Annotated in this window: 18 protein-coding genes; 6 read left to right on the top strand and 12 right to left on the bottom strand. The window is 42.0% G+C overall.

The window, feature by feature from the left end; genetic code table 11:
- Window positions 1-159 precede the first annotated feature (159 nt).
- Both AABA11_RS08245 and AABA11_RS08240 read left to right on the top strand, forming a co-directional pair.
- On the top strand, window positions 160-465 hold the full coding sequence (locus AABA11_RS08245; protein ID WP_338266944.1) for a hypothetical protein: 306 nt from the start codon (window positions 160-162) through the stop codon (window positions 463-465).
- 44 nt (window positions 466-509) lie between these two features.
- On the top strand, window positions 510-1,103 hold the full coding sequence (locus AABA11_RS08240) for a CBS domain-containing protein (RefSeq protein ID WP_338266942.1): 594 nt from the start codon (window positions 510-512) through the stop codon (window positions 1,101-1,103).
- 56 nt (window positions 1,104-1,159) lie between these two features.
- On the opposite strand, the gene tusA is transcribed toward AABA11_RS08240, so the two are convergent.
- Both tusA and AABA11_RS08230 read right to left on the bottom strand, forming a co-directional pair.
- Window positions 1,160-1,393 carry a sulfurtransferase TusA gene (gene tusA, locus AABA11_RS08235; protein ID WP_338266940.1) on the bottom strand — a complete coding sequence of 78 codons (234 nt, stop codon included), beginning with the start codon at window positions 1,391-1,393 and terminating at the stop codon, window positions 1,160-1,162.
- A 19-nt stretch (window positions 1,394-1,412) separates the two neighbouring features.
- Window positions 1,413-2,009: an alpha/beta family hydrolase gene (locus AABA11_RS08230; protein ID WP_338266939.1), complete on the bottom strand. Its 597-nt coding sequence runs from the start codon at window positions 2,007-2,009 to the stop codon at window positions 1,413-1,415.
- Between the two features lie 184 nt (window positions 2,010-2,193).
- Between AABA11_RS08230 and hemN the strand changes: the two genes are divergently transcribed.
- The 3 genes from hemN to AABA11_RS08215 are packed head-to-tail and all read left to right on the top strand — an operon-like array spanning window position 2,194 to window position 4,912.
- Window positions 2,194-3,564: an oxygen-independent coproporphyrinogen III oxidase gene (hemN, locus tag AABA11_RS08225; RefSeq protein WP_338266937.1), complete on the top strand. Its 1,371-nt coding sequence runs from the start codon at window positions 2,194-2,196 to the stop codon at window positions 3,562-3,564.
- Window positions 3,565-3,585: 21 nt separating this feature from the next.
- Window positions 3,586-4,347 (top strand): fumarate/nitrate reduction transcriptional regulator Fnr, encoded by a 762-nt coding sequence (gene fnr / locus AABA11_RS08220; RefSeq protein WP_265727901.1) that lies wholly within the window; start codon window positions 3,586-3,588, stop codon window positions 4,345-4,347.
- A gap of 22 nt (window positions 4,348-4,369) precedes the next feature.
- Window positions 4,370-4,912 (top strand): adenine phosphoribosyltransferase, encoded by a 543-nt coding sequence (locus AABA11_RS08215; RefSeq protein ID WP_265727900.1) that lies wholly within the window; start codon window positions 4,370-4,372, stop codon window positions 4,910-4,912.
- 82 nt (window positions 4,913-4,994) lie between these two features.
- On the opposite strand, the gene AABA11_RS08210 is transcribed toward AABA11_RS08215, so the two are convergent.
- The 4 genes from AABA11_RS08210 to AABA11_RS08195 all read right to left on the bottom strand — a co-directional run bounded on the left by AABA11_RS08210 (window position 4,995) and on the right by AABA11_RS08195 (window position 8,801).
- Window positions 4,995-5,558 carry a YfaZ family outer membrane protein gene (locus tag AABA11_RS08210; protein WP_265727899.1) on the bottom strand — a complete coding sequence of 188 codons (564 nt, stop codon included), beginning with the start codon at window positions 5,556-5,558 and terminating at the stop codon, window positions 4,995-4,997.
- Between the two features lie 10 nt (window positions 5,559-5,568).
- On the bottom strand, window positions 5,569-6,408 hold the full coding sequence (ttcA, locus tag AABA11_RS08205; protein ID WP_265727898.1) for a tRNA 2-thiocytidine(32) synthetase TtcA: 840 nt from the start codon (window positions 6,406-6,408) through the stop codon (window positions 5,569-5,571).
- A gap of 120 nt (window positions 6,409-6,528) precedes the next feature.
- Entirely contained in the window at window positions 6,529-7,053 is a 525-nt protein-coding gene (locus tag AABA11_RS08200; RefSeq protein WP_338266932.1) for a SprT family zinc-dependent metalloprotease, read from the bottom strand.
- Window positions 7,050-8,801, bottom strand: a complete 1,752-nt coding sequence (locus tag AABA11_RS08195; RefSeq protein ID WP_338266929.1) for a RecQ family ATP-dependent DNA helicase — start codon at window positions 8,799-8,801, stop codon at window positions 7,050-7,052. Before AABA11_RS08195 ends, AABA11_RS08200 begins: the two co-directional genes overlap by 4 nt.
- A gap of 96 nt (window positions 8,802-8,897) precedes the next feature.
- Between AABA11_RS08195 and AABA11_RS08190 the strand changes: the two genes are divergently transcribed.
- Window positions 8,898-9,545, top strand: a complete 648-nt coding sequence (locus AABA11_RS08190) for a UPF0149 family protein (RefSeq protein ID WP_338266927.1) — start codon at window positions 8,898-8,900, stop codon at window positions 9,543-9,545.
- A gap of 24 nt (window positions 9,546-9,569) precedes the next feature.
- Here AABA11_RS08190 and AABA11_RS08185 read toward each other — a convergent pair whose 3' ends face one another.
- From AABA11_RS08185 to AABA11_RS08160, 6 genes are read right to left on the bottom strand one after another with little or no spacing between them, the layout of a single operon-like run.
- Window positions 9,570-10,718, bottom strand: a complete 1,149-nt coding sequence (locus AABA11_RS08185) for a fused response regulator/phosphatase (RefSeq protein ID WP_338266925.1) — start codon at window positions 10,716-10,718, stop codon at window positions 9,570-9,572.
- A 10-nt stretch (window positions 10,719-10,728) separates the two neighbouring features.
- A complete protein-coding gene (locus AABA11_RS08180; protein ID WP_265727893.1) occupies window positions 10,729-11,031 on the bottom strand; it encodes an STAS domain-containing protein in 303 nt (100 codons plus the stop codon).
- A gap of 24 nt (window positions 11,032-11,055) precedes the next feature.
- A complete protein-coding gene (locus AABA11_RS08175; RefSeq protein WP_265727892.1) occupies window positions 11,056-11,361 on the bottom strand; it encodes a BolA/IbaG family iron-sulfur metabolism protein in 306 nt (101 codons plus the stop codon).
- A gap of 10 nt (window positions 11,362-11,371) precedes the next feature.
- The gene (locus tag AABA11_RS08170) at window positions 11,372-14,788 is read right to left on the bottom strand and encodes an SbcC/MukB-like Walker B domain-containing protein (RefSeq protein ID WP_338266921.1); all 3,417 of its coding nucleotides are present in this window, start codon (window positions 14,786-14,788) and stop codon (window positions 11,372-11,374) included.
- 9 nt (window positions 14,789-14,797) lie between these two features.
- Complete coding sequence (locus AABA11_RS08165; RefSeq protein WP_265727890.1) at window positions 14,798-15,451, bottom strand: DUF4194 domain-containing protein; 654 nt, start codon at window positions 15,449-15,451, stop codon at window positions 14,798-14,800.
- Entirely contained in the window at window positions 15,451-16,842 is a 1,392-nt protein-coding gene (locus AABA11_RS08160; RefSeq protein ID WP_265727889.1) for a Wadjet anti-phage system protein JetA family protein, read from the bottom strand. The genes AABA11_RS08165 and AABA11_RS08160 overlap by 1 nt, the downstream gene beginning before the upstream one ends.
- Between the last annotated feature and the right edge of the window lie 12 nt (window positions 16,843-16,854).

The raw sequence follows: 16,854 nt of genomic DNA, 5'->3' as shown, positions 1-16,854 counted from the left end.
CCAAACAGAAAGTCGACATAGATCAAGCCTTATTCATTATGACCATAATGGTTCAACAAAGTAGCGGATCGTGAAAATATGCGGCATTTTGTAAAAAAGGCTGTAATTTCAATGGCATCAGGCCTATATTCAAAATATAAATCAAACATTTGGTGCTCCATGAAATTCCAACTCCTTATGATCATTGCCGTGATTGCGTCGTCAATTTTGACGATCTCTCAACGCGCTAATGCAAAAGAAGTTAATCAGTTTCGCTGGATGGAACCAATAGCCGAACAACACTGCGGCGAAGTGGTTGCTCTTGATGAAGAAAACGGATCAGATAAAGGCTGCTTGGCTCGTCATTCATCACATAGTTTCGCTGAAGCAACGTTTTCACGCTCCTTTTACAGAAGTTCCTATTTTCTCACATCAGCCATCCATAGCAACGTTAACCCTAGGGCGCCACCTTTTTCACTGATCTAACTCACCCCAATTTTTATCTATTCATTTTGTACTGGTGACTAATCATGAAAACGTTAACGTATGTATCAACAAAAAATGTAAATGAGCTAACTTGGCCTACCACTGTCGAGAACATCACTCTCTACTCATCCGCTTTGTCTGTGTTCACCGACTTTCAAAATGCAGGTCCTCGAGTCATTGAATCCAGCACCCCTGCTGATGAGCTCGTGCATTTAATGAGAAAAGAACACGTCCGAATGAAAATTGTCGTCGATGAAAACAACCAATTTATTGGGATCATTAGCTTAGAAGATTTATCTGAAGATGTGTTTATTAAGCAAGTAGCGAATGGGTTTAAGCGCTCTGAATTGATGGTTGCTGATTTGATGAGATCAAAAGAAGTGTTACTCGCTCTTTCTTATACGTCACTTAAACATTCAGATATTGAATCTCTTCTATTTAGTCAGCGCAATAATTCTTTGCAACATTTACTTGTCATAGATGAAGAGACAAAAGCAATACGAGGTCTGGTGTCTTCAAACGACGTCGCCCGTCACCTAAGGTTAGATATCGACGTTTCTTATTCAAGTTTTGAACAAACTTATCAAAGCGCAATTCATGGACAAAAAGAGTCCTCGAGTAATCTGAAAGTGGCTTAAAAACATTTAGAAATACCGGAAAGCCCAGAAAAAACTGGGCTTTCTTTCATTCTTTTTCAACTCGACTTTTTTTCAATCCAATAGTAGTAAACACTCCCTTCTTGTTCTTGCTTTACCAGTGTGTGCCCGAGAAATTGGCAAAACTTTGGTATATCGCGGGTTGTTGATGGGTCTGTCGCGATCACTTTAAGTATGTCTTTCGCAGCCATTTTTCTCATTTCCACATGCAGCATCATTACTGGCTCAGGGCACAGTAAATCCGTTGCATCAAGTACGGCTTGATATTCCATAGTATTCTTCTCTGCTGTATTAATCTCTGCACTCTAGCTTGTTGTCTAACCAATTTTTGGTGTGTGCGCTAATTTCTGAAATCGTATCATCGATGCTTCTATTGTATTTTTTTAGCGTCTTGAAGTCATGGTCTGCTCCCTCAATCCAAATGATTTCAACATTGCTGGGGAGGTTTTGACGACTTACCCACTCCAATGAGCCAAGCTGATCTCTTGTCCCTTGTATTATTAGACAGGGAGCGGTCAAATTTTCTAGGAATGACAATCGGTGCTTTTCTGGCTTCCCAGCGGGGTAAAAAGGAAAACCAAAACACACGACACCTTTGACCATTGGTAAATTAGTCAATTGACTAGCGACCCGTCCTCCCATTGATTTGCCTGCAACAATACAAGAGCGCTCTTGTTCGATGCACTTGCTAAACTCTGGGATTAGCGTATTAAACCGAGGGGGCGGTCTTTTTTTGCCTGAGCGTTCTTGTTCCTGCATATAAGAAAATGTCACAGGATACACGGTCTGTTGCGCTTCTTCTGAAAGCGAGCGACAAAGCTGCGTCATAAATTCATTTTTATGACCGACTCCCGCACCATGGGCGAGGTAAAAATGTGATGTTTTCATAGTATTCAGATTTTAAAAAAACCATTAAATCAAATTCCACGTTCGCTGAGAACGGTGGTCGAAAATTTTTGGGGAAGGTTTGTGTGTTTTTATCCTGTCAGCATGATAATTATTGATCTGCGTCAGAAAAGACCACACCGCTAAAGAGTAGACTTCCTATTAGAAATTTTAATAGGAACACACGATGATTTGGGATTCTTCACTTATTAGTAAGTATGATTTATCTGGGCCCCGCTATACTTCATACCCGACCGCGCCACAGTTTGATCCAGCAATCAGTAAGATTGCTCTAATCGACAAGATGTTAATGCCATCGGATGCCCCTTTGAGCTTATATTTCCACATACCATTTTGTGCACACCTTTGTTACTACTGTGCATGCAATAAAATTGTGACAAAGCAATATGACAAAGGTGTGGAATACGTCGAACTGCTCGGTGAAGAAATGAGGCTACGTAGCCTGATGCTCGATCACACCAGAGACGTTACGCAGTTGCATTTTGGCGGTGGAACTCCCACCTTTTTGACAGAAGAGCTGATCGCAACTCTGTTTGAAAACATCAAACAGTATTTCAATTTAGTAAATGATGGCACTCAAGATTACAGTATTGAGATAGATCCTAGAGAAATTACCTATTCAAAGCTGAAATTATTGACGGAAATGGGAATAAACCGAATCAGTATTGGTGTGCAAGACTTTGATGCTAAAGTACAAGAAGCCATTCATCGGGTTCAGCCGCTTACCATGGTGTCTGAGCTTGTGGACAATGCTCGCTCACTGGGCATTAAATCCATTAATTTTGATTTGATATATGGCCTGCCCTACCAGTCACTAGAGGGATTCAAAGAAACTCTTGATCAGGTGATTTCATTGTCTCCTGAACGTATTTCATTGTTTAACTATGCGCACCTGCCTGAGCGGTTTCGTGCTCAGAAACGCATTTTAGACAACACTCTTCCCTTACCCAATATCAAGCTAGATTTATTAAAAATGAGCATCGAATACCTAACCGCAGCGGGTTACGATTACATTGGTATGGATCATTTTGCTAAACCCAGCGATGAATTAGCGCTTGCTCAAAAACAAGGCAAGTTACAAAGAAATTTTCAAGGCTACACAACACATGCTGGTACAGACTTAGTGGCTTTTGGTGTGTCTGCTATTAGCGATTTAAATGGCATTTATATACAGAACTACACAGACTTATCTGCTTATAGGAGTAGTATTGAAAAAGGTCAACTAGCGATTGCAAAAGGGTACATTAGTGACCACGATGATAGAGTTAGACATCAGGTTATTATGACGCTCATATCTCAATTTAAATTGGACGTTACAGAGGTAGAGGAAAGGCACAAAATTCATTTCTTCGATTATTTTTCTCAGGAAATGGACAAGCTATCTCCTATGCTAGAAGATGGAATGATTGAAATAGACCAGTGTGGAATGCAGACCACAATTAAGGTTACCGAGCGTGGGCGTTTGCTTATTCGATGCATTTGTATGGTTTTCGATAAGCATTTAAACAACACAGTAAAATATTCTAAAGTAATATAGATGGATCTCAGGGAGAGCTAAATGTCAATGACACACACACATTCGCGTTTTAATAGCACGTTAACTTCGCAGTGCCAGAACTGCAGTTTAAGTGCACTATGCCTTCCAATTGCTCTAGCTGATGAAGACATCAATAGATTGGACCAAATTATTGAGCGTAAAAAACCACTCAAAAAAGGTGAATTCCTTTTTCGTCAGGGTGAAGCCTTTGATTCCGTTTACGCTGTTCGCTCTGGAACACTAAAAACGTTTAACATTACCTCTTTTGGTGAAGAACAAATTACTGGCTTTTATTGCCCTAGTGAGTTGGTAGGCCTAAGCGGCATTGACTCCAACACCTACCCTGTTTCTGCCAAGGCTTTAGAAACAACAACCGTCTGTGAGATACCATTTAGCCATCTAGAAGAGCTTTCGTCTCAGATACCATCATTAAAGCACCAACTGTTTAAAGTGATGAGCCGTAAGATTTCAGATGACCAACAAATGATGGTTTTACTCGGTAAAAAAAATGCGGATGAAAAAGTGGCCTCTTTCCTTTTAAATCTTTCGAATCGCTTCAAAAAACGAGGCTATTCGGCCAGCTCATTCCGTTTGTCTATGTCTCGTGGCGAAATTGGCAATTACTTGGGACTAGCAGTTGAAACGGTGAGCCGTGTCATTACTCGCTTTCAGAAAAGTGAACTGATCCATGTAGACGGAAAAGAAATTGAAATAGTTGATTTCCCAGAAATGCAAAAACTCGTTGGGGTTGCTAGTGATTGTGGTAAAATCTCTCACATTTGAATGATTTTGAGGCAATACCATAATGCTCTACGATGATTACTACGTTAAATCGCTAATCCAAACGGTTGAAGATTGGCCAAAACAAGGCATCAGCTTCCGAGATATCACCCCTATTTTTAGTGATCCTAAAGGGATGAGAATGGTAGTGGATGCTTATGTGCATCGTTATATGGCTACAGATATTACGCACATTGCTTGTATCGACGCGCGTGGCTTTTTGATCGCTGCTGTTTTAGCGTATGAACTTCAAAAGCCACTGATTTTGGTTCGCAAGAAAGGCAAGCTGCCTGGCAAAACCATCTCTCAAAAGTACGCTCTTGAGTATGGAGAAGCAGAGCTTGAAATCCAAGAAGGCTCTGTAAAGGCTGGAGATGAAGTTTTATTGTTTGACGACTTGATTGCAACCGGCGGCACTTTATTTGCTGCAATCAAATTGCTAACAAAACAAGGCGCAAATATTAAAGAAGTGGCGGCAATTATTGATTTACCTGATTTGGGTGGAAGCCAAAAATTACGCGACAGCGATATTCCAGTTTTTAGTCTGTGTGCCTACGACGGCGATTGATTGTAACAGATATAAAAGAGTGTAACTTGATATAAAAAAGGTGGCCTAGGCCACCTTTTTTATATCGTCCAGAAATCTAGAACTAGAAGTCTACTGTAGCACCGACAGACAAACCTTTGTTTGACTCTTTACGCGTATTGTCATCGTAAATAGTCACTGTCTTACCATAGCGAATGTAGGCACGTGCATTGCGCATCGTCATGTATTCTGCTCGGAACTCATATGTGTACATGTGATCCAGATTAGTGAAGGATAATACTTCGGGCGCATAGTACAATGAGCCGTAAATACTAACGCGATTAGCTTGTGGAATCGTGTAACGGTACCAACCACCTAAGCTCAGCGCCATTGACAGATCATCTTCATTATCTAAATCCGCATCGATAGCGTACAAACGTGCGCCAATGCCAACTTGTAACGGCCCGCTTGTGTCTGAGTCTTGTACGCTTAGACCAAGGTGAGCAGTCGACGTGCTTTCGTCTTTATCATGGGTGATACCCGCATCGATACCAAAGCTTCCCAAGTCTAAGTTTACGTCACCTTTAACAGTTTCATTGGTTAAGCTCACACCCGCTGTAGAAGCATTAACAACAGAAGCTCCAAGTATTCCAGCAGTAAGAAGCAATGTTTTATACGTAAAGTTCATTAGAAATATCCTATAACGAAATTATGTTCAGTCGGTTCAAAGCATCTGGCGCTTGCTTTAGACCTTTAAAATCAAATAACTCTGTGTCTGCTAAGTGCGATGGAACAACATTCTGCATAGCCGAAAACATTGTTTCCGTTCTACCAGGAAATTCTACTTCCCACTTTTGCAGCATATCTTTCACAACTTGTCGTTGAAGATTCTCTTGGGAGCCGCAAAGATTGCATGGAATAATGGGATATTCCTTCATCGTAGCAAACGCTTCAATGTCTTTTTCTTTGCAGTATGCCAAAGGGCGTATAACAACATGTTTACCATCATCACTTAGTAATTTTGGTGGCATGGATTTCAATTTTCCGCCAAAAAACATGTTTAAAAATAACGTTTCGAGAATGTCATCTCTATGGTGCCCTAGAGCAATTTTAGTTGCCCCTATTTCTTCGGCAAAACCGTACAAAGAACCACGACGTAAGCGCGAACAAAGGCCGCAAGTCGTTTTGCCTTCTGGTACGATTTCTTTAACAATACTGTAAGTATCACGCTCCAAAATATGGAAATCCACCCCTAACTCTTCCAAGTAGGCAGGTAGAATATGCTCCGGAAAACCTGGTTGTTTTTGATCCAAATTAACCGCAACGATACTAAAATTGATAGGAGCGCTCGCTTGTAAATTTCGTAAAATCTCAAGCATGGTATAAGAGTCTTTACCGCCCGATAAACACACCATTACTTTGTCACCGTCTTCAATCATGTTGAAGTCGGAAATAGCTTGGCCTGTCAGTCTGCGAAGACGCTTTTGGAGCTTATTCAGCTCTAACTTTTCTTTGGGTCTATTAGATAAATCCATCATATATACGCTGTAAACAAAACGGGCTCATCTTACTATAAGGAGGCTGGAATCGCATCAAAAATGAAGAACATAAGGCAAATGTGCATGAAAATTCATTATTACAAGGAGAAGAATGGCTTATTACTTGCTTTTGTCTACAAACTGTAAGGTTGATTTACAGCCCTTACAGATATACTCAGTTCCTTTCTGCGCTCGACTATGACGCTGTTTACTAAATTGATGCTTTTGGCATGAACATTGGTATTCGTACGCTTGTTTTTGCGGAGGTGTATCAAATGTGTGTGTACGGTTAGGCCTAAGCCCGTAGATTTTAATCATCACTGCTTGCCACTCTTTCCCATGCGGTTTAACTGTATTGCCATATATTTGATAAACGATTAAATGCGCTACTTCATGAGGGACTACGGTATCCATAAATTCACTTGGGTTTTGTTGATACATATACACATTAAAACGCAGCTCGTTCTTTTGCAGGTGTGCGGTTCCTGCAGCCCTTCCGCGTTGTTTAAGGTTACAAACAGGCCGCCTAAATCGATTATTAAAAAACACATCCGCCCTTTCAAAACAGGACTCAACTTTGTTGTTGATGTGTTCTAAGGCTTCTTCTTCGAGGCTGTGTCGTGCTTTTCTTGATAGTGCATTCATCCAGAAACAACCTCTTCGGAATCAATGTCATTTACCAACTTGATCAAGTCTTCCGCAAAATCAACGAAATATTCTTTAGATAATCCAGTCAATCGACTCAATGAGGCTACGGACTTAGGTCTTTGCGAACAAATAAGTCTTAATTGGGTGTCACTCAGTTTGTTTGTTTCACTGGTGGATTTCCAAGCTAAAACCTTGTGCCATCGTAGTGCTTCTCGACCGATCTGATCTTCTTCCATAGTGGGATAGTATTGTTCGTTAGGAACGATTATTTGCTCTTTGCCCTGAAGCACTGTCCGAGATTTTTCGTTAATTTGAACCGTAAATGTGTGGGATGAACCAATTGTAATGTATTCAAACGCAATAAGATGTCGTACGACGGACTTCCATTGAGCCTCGCTCAATTCTTTGCCTTTACCGAACAAAGGTAAACTCTCTGCTTTGGCGGATAAAACCGCTTTCGTCCTTTTGCCTAGCAAGACTTGTATCAACAAAGAGAAAGGTTGTACGCCCCGTGTATGATAAATCAACGACAGTAATTTTTGGCTGGCAATCGTCATATTTTGTTCGGCGCGATTAGACAAACATCGGTCACAATGCTGGCAAGCGTCAATTTTTTCATCGAAATGAGACAACAAGTTTTGCCTTCTACACCCTCGATTTTCGAGAATATAAAACAAATTATTCAGGTGTTGAGCGTCTGTTTCTTCGTGAAAAGACACTAACTGTTGCGCCTGTAACATATCCTGCAAACCATATAAAAGCAGTGATTTAGCGGGCTTACCATCTCGTCCGGCTCGACCAACTTCTTGAAAATAGGCTTCAGGGCTGTTGGGTAAATCCAAATGCACAACAAATCGAACATGAGCGATATCGATGCCCATTCCATAAGCGGTTGTGGCAACCATGATAGTGCCATGTCGTTCCGCGAAAAGGCGGTGATTTGTGTGTTTGTCTTGATCTAACATAGCAGCATGATAGCTTAAACTTGGCAGCCCGAGTGAGGTTAGCCAACCTGCGATTTCTTCTGTTTTTTTACGAGAACGACAGTAGACGATACCCGTTTCACCGGGTACTTCATGATGCAGAAAGTACAACAATTGCTGTTTCGCTTTTCGCTTTTGCGCAATATGAATCTTTATATTTGTTCGGTCAAAACTGCTTCGCAACACATGACAATCGGTCAAATTTAACGAGGTTTGAATTGTCTGAATGGTATTTTGATCAACTGTCCCTGTCAGAGCAATGATAGGGATGTCTGGAAAAGCCTGCTTAAGTTGTCCTAATTGGCTGTATTCCGGTCTGAAAAATCGCCCCCACTGAGAAATACAATGCGCTTCATCGATGGCAAATAAGGCGATATCAAAACTGTGCAAGAAGCCAATAACAGATGGCTGCACTAATTTTTCTGGTGATAAGTAGAGTAAATCGATGTGCTGATGACGCAACGCCCATACCAAATCGTCTTGCTCGCCTGGGTTTAAGGTCGAATTTAGGAATTTAGCTCTAATCCCTTTTTTGTTTAACTCTTCTACTTGTTGAGACATTAAAGACAATAGTGGGCTGACAACAATGGCCACACCGTTTCGGATCAGCCCTGCTGCCTGATACACCAATGATTTCCCACCGCCGGTAGGCGCAGCGAGCAATACATCTTTCCCTTCGCACAAAGCATCGATCGCCTTTTCTTGCAAGGGACGATATTCGGAGTAGCCTAAACGGGAAAGTGTGAGAGTCTTTTCATTCATTTGTGAATTATCTCTTAACCCGTCACTTTCTGCATCGATTTTTCGCCCTGTTTTCGCTAGAATCGGACACTTAATTTGTATTGGGGAAACATTTACATGGCACACCAACCTCTTGATGACCTTGAGCTAGAGACGTTAGAAAATTTTTTGGATTCTGATCAGGTTCATGAGGAATGTCAGAACTTTGTGATGGCTCATGGCTTTTTGACCGCTCTTTCTATTTGCCCTACTCCGATAACGGAAGATAAATGGTTACCCGTCATCTTCGAAGACACACCAACATTCGAAAATGAAAAGCAAGAGAAGCAAATTCTTCAGTATTTATCTCGCTTGTTTGTTGATATTCAGAAAGAGTTAGAATCAGAAGAAGGCTTTTTAATTCCTTGCGAGCTAGAAATGGGAAGCTCTCCTGAGGAATTAAGTGAACTACAAGAATGGGCGACGGGCTTCATGGAAGGCGTTTTCATGACAGAAAGCCAATGGTTCGAGTCGGAAAAAGAAGAAGTCGTTGCAGAGTTGCTTCTTCCTATTATGGTCGCTTCCGATTTATTTGATGACGAAGAAGTGGTTCAAATTCGTGAAAGTGAAAAGTTAACCAATTCGTGTATTGCTCAGATTCCTGAAGTCGTCACGGATTTGTTTTTGGTATTGCGAACCGAGCCTGAAAAACGCCCTTTCCCAAAGGCGCAACCTAAAGCAAAAACACAAGGCAACAAGAACAAGAAAAAAGGCGGGAAACGATAAGTTCAATAGACACCTGTCTGTGCATCACAGGCAGGTGTTGCGTAACGCGACAAGTGTTATATCGTCAAGCTGCTCGGTTTCCCCACGGTATTCTGCCAGCCTTTTTTCTGCGGTCTTCTGAGCGTTTAATAAGCTCACTTGAGAATATGATTCTTGAATAACTGACTGAGTTCTCTCACTTCCAAGCATTTCATTAGAAGCATTTTTTAACTCTAGTACACCATCAGAAATAATAATCAAGGTATCACCAGCCAAAAGCTCGGTTTCTTGAAGGTCGGATTCAAACTCTTCCGCAGACAATACCCCCAACGGCATATGGGACGATCGCAATAAGTCAAGCTGACCAGACACTCTACGAATAAACGCATTGGGCATGCCTCCTCCCCAATAGGTGATTTTACCAAAGGTCGTTATCAGCATGATGTATCCCGCACAAAACATATAGTCTGGCAAAACGCTGAGGAGTATTCGGTTTATTTTACTGGCCAATTTATTAATGCCATCCAAATCATCGACAGCGTCAAAAAAAGCCTGCATCACCGGTAAAGCGCCAATGGATGCCGGTAGGCCATGCCCAGTGAAGTCGCCGACAAAAACCAAACGCGCACCATCAGCGCGTGTTTTTACCAATGCCAAATCACCATTAAAGCTGGCCGCCGACAGCCTTGTAATAGCAACGCTTTCTGAATTCTGCTCACTGCGTGTTTGGATATGATCCAAAACGTGATGCGCCATTTCATGTTCGCGTTCAATCACAGTTTGATAAAAAGTCAGCGCTTTGTTTTTGCGATACATCTCTTTAATCAATTCGACATGCCGCATATGAGTTTTTAAACGAATATTAAACAATACTTCATTGAACGGCTTTGGAATGAAATCATCAGCGCCGTTTTTAAAGCAACTGTCCATAACCGGGTCTGACGTTTGCGATGCAAGAAAGATAATGGGCACAAAACGATGTCCAGCTAGAGATTTAAGCTTTTTAACTAAATCTAGGCCATTGCCACCTTTTATGATCACGTCTAACGTCACAATATCAGGCGCAAATTCAACAAAGGCGGCGGCAGCATCGTCAAAGTTATCTACGGTTTTAACCAGCACTCCCGCTTTTTCGGCGCACAAAGAAATAATTTCGCGATAAACTAACTCACTGTCTACGCATAATAATTTCATCTATTTCGCCTTATACAATGTCAAAGCGCTTATCAAAACGAGAAATCATTAGAATGTTTTTAATGAAATCATTGGCCCCTTTTAATTGAATATGACACTCAGCATCAATCGCATTCCTCATGCTAAGCAACATACCCAGTGCTGCACTGTCTAAATATTCAACCATACTCATGTCAACTATGTATGTGTTATAGCGTCTAGTGAGATCCGAGTAAGATTCACGAAAGTCATTAAACAACGAGAAGTCAAAGCTTCCCACTATCGTGATAACAACCTGATCGCTTTCGTCATTGATAGCTACGCTAATACTCATTGGCTCATCGAGTAGACTGTTCGCCTACTCACCTCCGTGGCATTTTGGGGAAATGGGTGCAAGCGATTGACGATCTTGCCATTCTTTGATTGTATACAAATGCATAGCAAGGGCATGTATTTGTGTCATTTCCTCTTTTAAGGCGCCATAAATCAACTGATGTCGCTGGACTAGGCGTTTGCCTTGAAAGTCATCACTGACCAATACAAGCTTAAAGTGCGATTCACTTCCAACAGGAACATTATGCATATGACTCTCATTCTCGAGAGTCATATCATAAATATTAAGGTGATCTTTAAGGCGTTGGTCTATCTGATTCTGTATCAACATAGAAACTCCATTATGCTGGTGTGGGAAGCGTGTCTAATTGCCCGTTCAGCAACACTTGCCCCTTTTCTTTAGGGTAGGCAACGTCAATCGATACCGCCCCACCTTCACGCCAAACACTGATTATTGTATCCATATTCGCCGCCATAACCGCGCGCTTATCATCTGGTGCTGCCGCGATCACTTGAAGGCCAATGTCTTTCATAAAGCCCATACACGTAGAGGTTTTCACCATGTCAATTTTATTGAACGCTTCATCAAACATGGCCAATGAGAAACCGCCAACAATTTCGCCATCCATGGTTTCATGTAAACGATACGTCGTAGACAAAGCCGCCGCAATTGCCAAGTAAAATGGGATTTGGTGTTCACCACCGGACCCTGTCTGAATACGTTGACTCAGCGTGGTTTTCTTATTGCCTTCAGCATCCAAAATATCGACTTCAAAATTATAAAATTTGCGATAATCGGCTAAATCTTGCTGCTTTTCTTCATCAGAAATCAATTCTTGTATCGATGCTATAGCGCGTGCATGGTCTGGATCATCGCTTAAGTGTGGGTCGAATAATCCACCTACATTGGCTTGATCCTGCGCACTAAAACGTTCCACCAAATCCAGAATGTCTTTCATGTCACCGTTCGGGTAGTAACGAAATTGATAGATTTCTTGGTTAAATGGACGACGTTTTAGACTGTGATTTAATTCGCGAATTATGTGCGCAACTTGATCAAGAGAATCTTTGAGTTTAGAAACATAGTCTGAACGGAATGTCTCCTCCGCTTCTTTACGAGCCAATTCAGCGCGTTTAGCGTATTTCGCTAATTCTGTCTCACTCAAAATATCAATTTGATACGAAACATAATGCTCGAACTCTTCAAACTTCGATTCCAAATAATCCAATTGAACATCGTTATCTAGACTGGCGTTATGATATTTACCGTAATGATCAGCCACTTCTTTACGGACTTTCTGATCAAAACTGCGGGCTTTTTCACTGGCTTTTTCAGCCCGACTGATGGCTTCCTTGTAAATAGCCGCACCGTTAACCATGCTACCTTCAAGAAGAGAGTATCGTTCACTGGCAAATTCTGCATCGTATTTCGGGTTGGATGTTAGACGATTGCGTTCTTCATCAAGTGCAGCTAACGCTGAACTTAACTGGCTTTTCTGAGTGTTCAATGCACCAAACTGCTCTGCAATTTGTTGGCGTTCTCGGTCCAGTTTCTTTTGGTCAAGTTCAACGTTGGCGATACGGATTTTTAGTTCCTCAATTCGTTCTTGAAGATCTGTGTCATCGTGCTGTTGAAGTTGTGCTATTTCAGCATCAACGGATTCTAATTCTTGCGTGAGACGCGTCACAGTATGACTAGCGTTTCCTAACGATTCAGCATCAAACTGGTTGTTTGCCATCAGCCGGCCAAGTAATAAGTCCGCTTGCTCAAGGCGCTGGTCTGCTTTTAGGAAATCCATCAGCTCACTGCTCAGGTTAGCAAGTTGCTTTTCCCGAGACTCGCGCATACCTTCAGTATTGATACCAACCATCATATGCGGCACGAAACGAATCGTAGAAATAGTACCAGCAAGCTTTAACATGCCGTCCGCTGTCATAGCACTGTCTTCGCGCAATAGTTCGCGCTCAGTTTCTACAGGTTTAATACCGCCTAAACGGCGATTCAAATACGCTTGAGCATGATCATTGCTGCACCTGATAAATCGCAAAGCGGAATGGTTGTCGCCACGATTTAGCCATAGACGTGTCTGCGTTGTATCAATAACACGACAGCCCATTAGTTGACGCCTGTGAGCACGAAAAATTCGAATGGCCTCTTCAGCGTCTTCTGGCTCGACGATTAACGCCTCTCGCTGTGCGCCCAAATACCCCTCAATAGCATCTTGCCACTTTCTATCCGTTACTTCAGAAAGATGACTTAACGGCGTCGCAGTGATGTTAGCGTCATTTAACAATGCAATAAGGCGTTTGGTATTTTGAGAAAGTGGACTAACACCGCCCTTCAAGGACGAGACATCTGACTCTAACTGCTTGCATTCGTCTTTTAGATTCAGAATATTCCGGTTTAAAACCGAGCGTTGTCCGAACACCTGAGATTTTTCTTTATCTAAAATATCATTAAGGGCGATCAATTTTTGTGTCAGTGGCTTCAAATTGCCTTCGATACGCCCTTCTTCGCTAATCAAGCCTTCAAACGCTGAAAACTCTTTTACCATGTTGACGACGTCCTTTGATAATACGTCCTCAAAGGCGTTCAACGCAGACAGTAACAAAGTTAACTGGCGAACTTGTAAAATCGCTTTTTGATCTTGCTGCCCTTGCAATACGAGTAGTTTTTTATTTTGTTCCAACTGCTGTAGCTTTAAACCAACATCTGAGTGCTCGTACTGCTGTTCAAAGCGAAGTAATTGGCTTTGTAATTGCTTTAATAAGCTGCCTTGTGTTGCTAATTCTTCTTCAATTTCTTCTTCGCGTTCTTTTTGCAGCTCATACTGATCTTGTATGTCGTCTTGCTTGCTGCCAAGTTCATCAAAACGCGCTTCGGTTGCTATCCATTGATAATTGATTGAACTTTGCTCTTGCTGATGCTTTTTTTCGCAATCTTGTTGAATCAATTTTAAGTCATCAATGCGTTTAGACACTTCAAGTGTCTTGGCTTCTAGGTGTCGGTATTCATTTAATGACTTCTGATAAGCGCCGACTTGCAACGGCGCTTCAGCCAACACAAAGTCTTGTACGAAGCGTGTTGGAGACGCGATTGGGACAAATTTAAGTGCGTTTTTAAAGTTTTTGAGGAAGCCATCCAATGTAATAAGGTGATCTGAACTTGGGCTCAATTCTTCAAGGTATCGATTTATATATTGCGTCGCAGACGCGCTGCCCGACTTAATGTAAGGATCTAAGCACACTTTTTTCATCGACTCGCGCACTTCAATCCAAGGTTTGGCTTTGTAGCTTTTTCCTTCCATGGCGTCGATAAAGTCAGATTTTCTTGCCCCGAAGTTAGCCAGTACAAAACGACCAAGCACGTCCTCTTCTGGTGATGCCAAAGACGCACTCAGTGCCAAACCAACTGTCGACTCTTTGCCTGTAATGCTGTCCTCAAACACCAAAGCGAGATAGCTGGTTGCATCTTGTCTTGGCTGAGTGCCAAATGCTTTAGCATTAGCCTGCCCGGAGTCAATCATCCCCAAAATATAAGAGCGAATGCTTCGACCGCTGGCTTTACCATCGTTTGCACTGGCGTTGTAATTTAGATGGCGCTTACTTGCTCCTGTAAGCACGGTCTGAATAGCATCAAGCAAAGAGGATTTACCAGACCCTGTAGGTCCGATAATGGCCGTGTTTCCACGGATGTTAATTTCTTCTGCACCAAGTAGGTACCAATTTACTAATACGATGCGATTTAACTTTTTCATATTTTGGCCCTAGTCTTGATTTGTTTCTTGCGAGTTTTCTGTTTGTAGATCGGAATCCGCGTCGGCAACATCGTCTTCATCAGGGTCTGCGCCATTAAAAGATTCTAGCTGTCTCAAATACGCTTCGGTGACGATTAGTCTCACTACAGGGGTAATGTTGATCATTTGGTTCTTACTGTCTTCTTCGTAAGATTTACCTCGTATGATCACTCCGTGGCGGCTAAACAACGCTAAAATGTCTTTAAAACGTGTCTCGCTTGGAATCTCTCTTTTTACCAGCTGAACATATCGATCTAGAATCATGTGGGTATTCGTTGCAACGAAACCATTATCCACTTCAAAATTTTCTATTTTTTCTTCATAAATCTGGCGAAGCACAAGCAAAAATAACGTCTCATCGGTTTTCAAACGAACAAACGCTTCTTTTTGAACCGGCAATACCCCAGCAAGTCGTTCATTTTCGTTGATATAGAGCTTCATGCCCAAGGCGTCAAACAGGTTGTCGAAATAATCTTGGTATGACTCCAATAGCAAATAATGCTTACGTTGGCCGTGTTTGTAGGCGCTGGCAAATTGGTTTGCTATTACGAAGTTCGCTGTTTGTTGAAATTCTTGAGCGTCTTTACCCGACTCTTCAACGACCTTTTTTAATTCTCTAAGCATTACGCTTTGCTCCTACGCACTACAGTAAATTCGCGACATTCAACGAAATCATGCACATCCAAATATTGGTTTGTAAATTGCACTTCAAATGCATCTTCTATTTTTTTAGCGCTTACACCCAAAGACCCGACATATCGTAAATGATCAAAACAGACGAAATCCTCAACCGATTCTATGGTGAAGTCGAGAATATGTTTGCGTTCACCGGTAGCAATCTGCTTGTCCAAGTAGTTCTGCATTTTGGGAATGGTGACTTGCCTTGCTTCATGGAAACGACGCTGTTGATCGCGCAATTTGATGGCGTCAGCAGACACTTCCGCAGGGGTCATTACTCGTGGTGGAGGCGGCTCTCGACGTTTGGTTGGTTGCGCTGCAGAGGCCATTCCAACAAATCGGGCGCCGACCACGTCTTTTAAAATGGGCAGTTTTTCATATTTCGCAACATCAGTGATAATGCCAGCCACTTTATTGGCCATACCTGGACGAGAACTGTCCATATATCGAGCCGTGTCTGCGGCACGCTTTTCTAGGCGATAACGATATTCATCAATGCGCTCTAAACGCTGTTCAATATTGCTGAATGTCTGAATGATGTCTCGACAATCTTTTTCAACCATGGCTTGTGCTTCAGCCATAGAAATAAGTTGCTGGTCCACATAACACTGAGCCACCTGCCCCATGGTTTCTGGATTACCAAGAAAGTCTTGTGTTAATTCCAGAATTTGCCGTCTAAAACGAAATGGGTTGTTGCTGGTTTTGATGGTCTTGTAATCGGCAATTAATATGCCTTCTACGAATAAATCAAAGAAGCCTGCCACAATGGCTTTGGGGTCACGACTGGCAAACAATTCTCGTTGAAGACTGCGTATGCCGAGTAGTATTTGGTTCAAATGGGCTGAGAAATCTCTAGAAGCTTCCGCTGATTGGCGCAGTGTCACGCCGCGTTCTTTAGGTTGTTTTGCTACGGCCTCTAGATTGCTGAGAATACTTAAAACAGTGGCACCGTAATTACGCTTACCATGTCGGCTGATTTCAACCAAAGACCGAAGCAACATTGATATCTGCGGGGTCATTAATACACTCACGCGATACAATTCTTGTTCTTCAACCAGCCAGCCAGTGTTGACCAAACGATGATAAATTCTTAATGCATAATCATGAATAGTTTTAGGTGAATCAAATGATTCTTTTTGGTCATCATGCCACGCCAATGTGTCCAACTTATGGAGCGTATCTTCAATCGATTCAATGATGGTCGATTTGTCTTTGATGGGGTCTTCAGCGTGGTCATAAAATACATCAGCCAGATCGTTTAAGACGGCTTCAATCAACCCCCTATTAGAACCGCTTAAAGCCTGAAATATTTCATCAGGTAAGTGTCTAAATAGCATGTATTCGGCTCC

Origin of the sequence: Marinomonas pontica, assembly GCF_036322735.1 — a bacterium.
Classification (GTDB): Bacteria; Pseudomonadota; Gammaproteobacteria; order Pseudomonadales; family Marinomonadaceae; genus Marinomonas; species Marinomonas pontica.
This window is presented reverse-complemented; position numbering and strand designations above follow the sequence as displayed.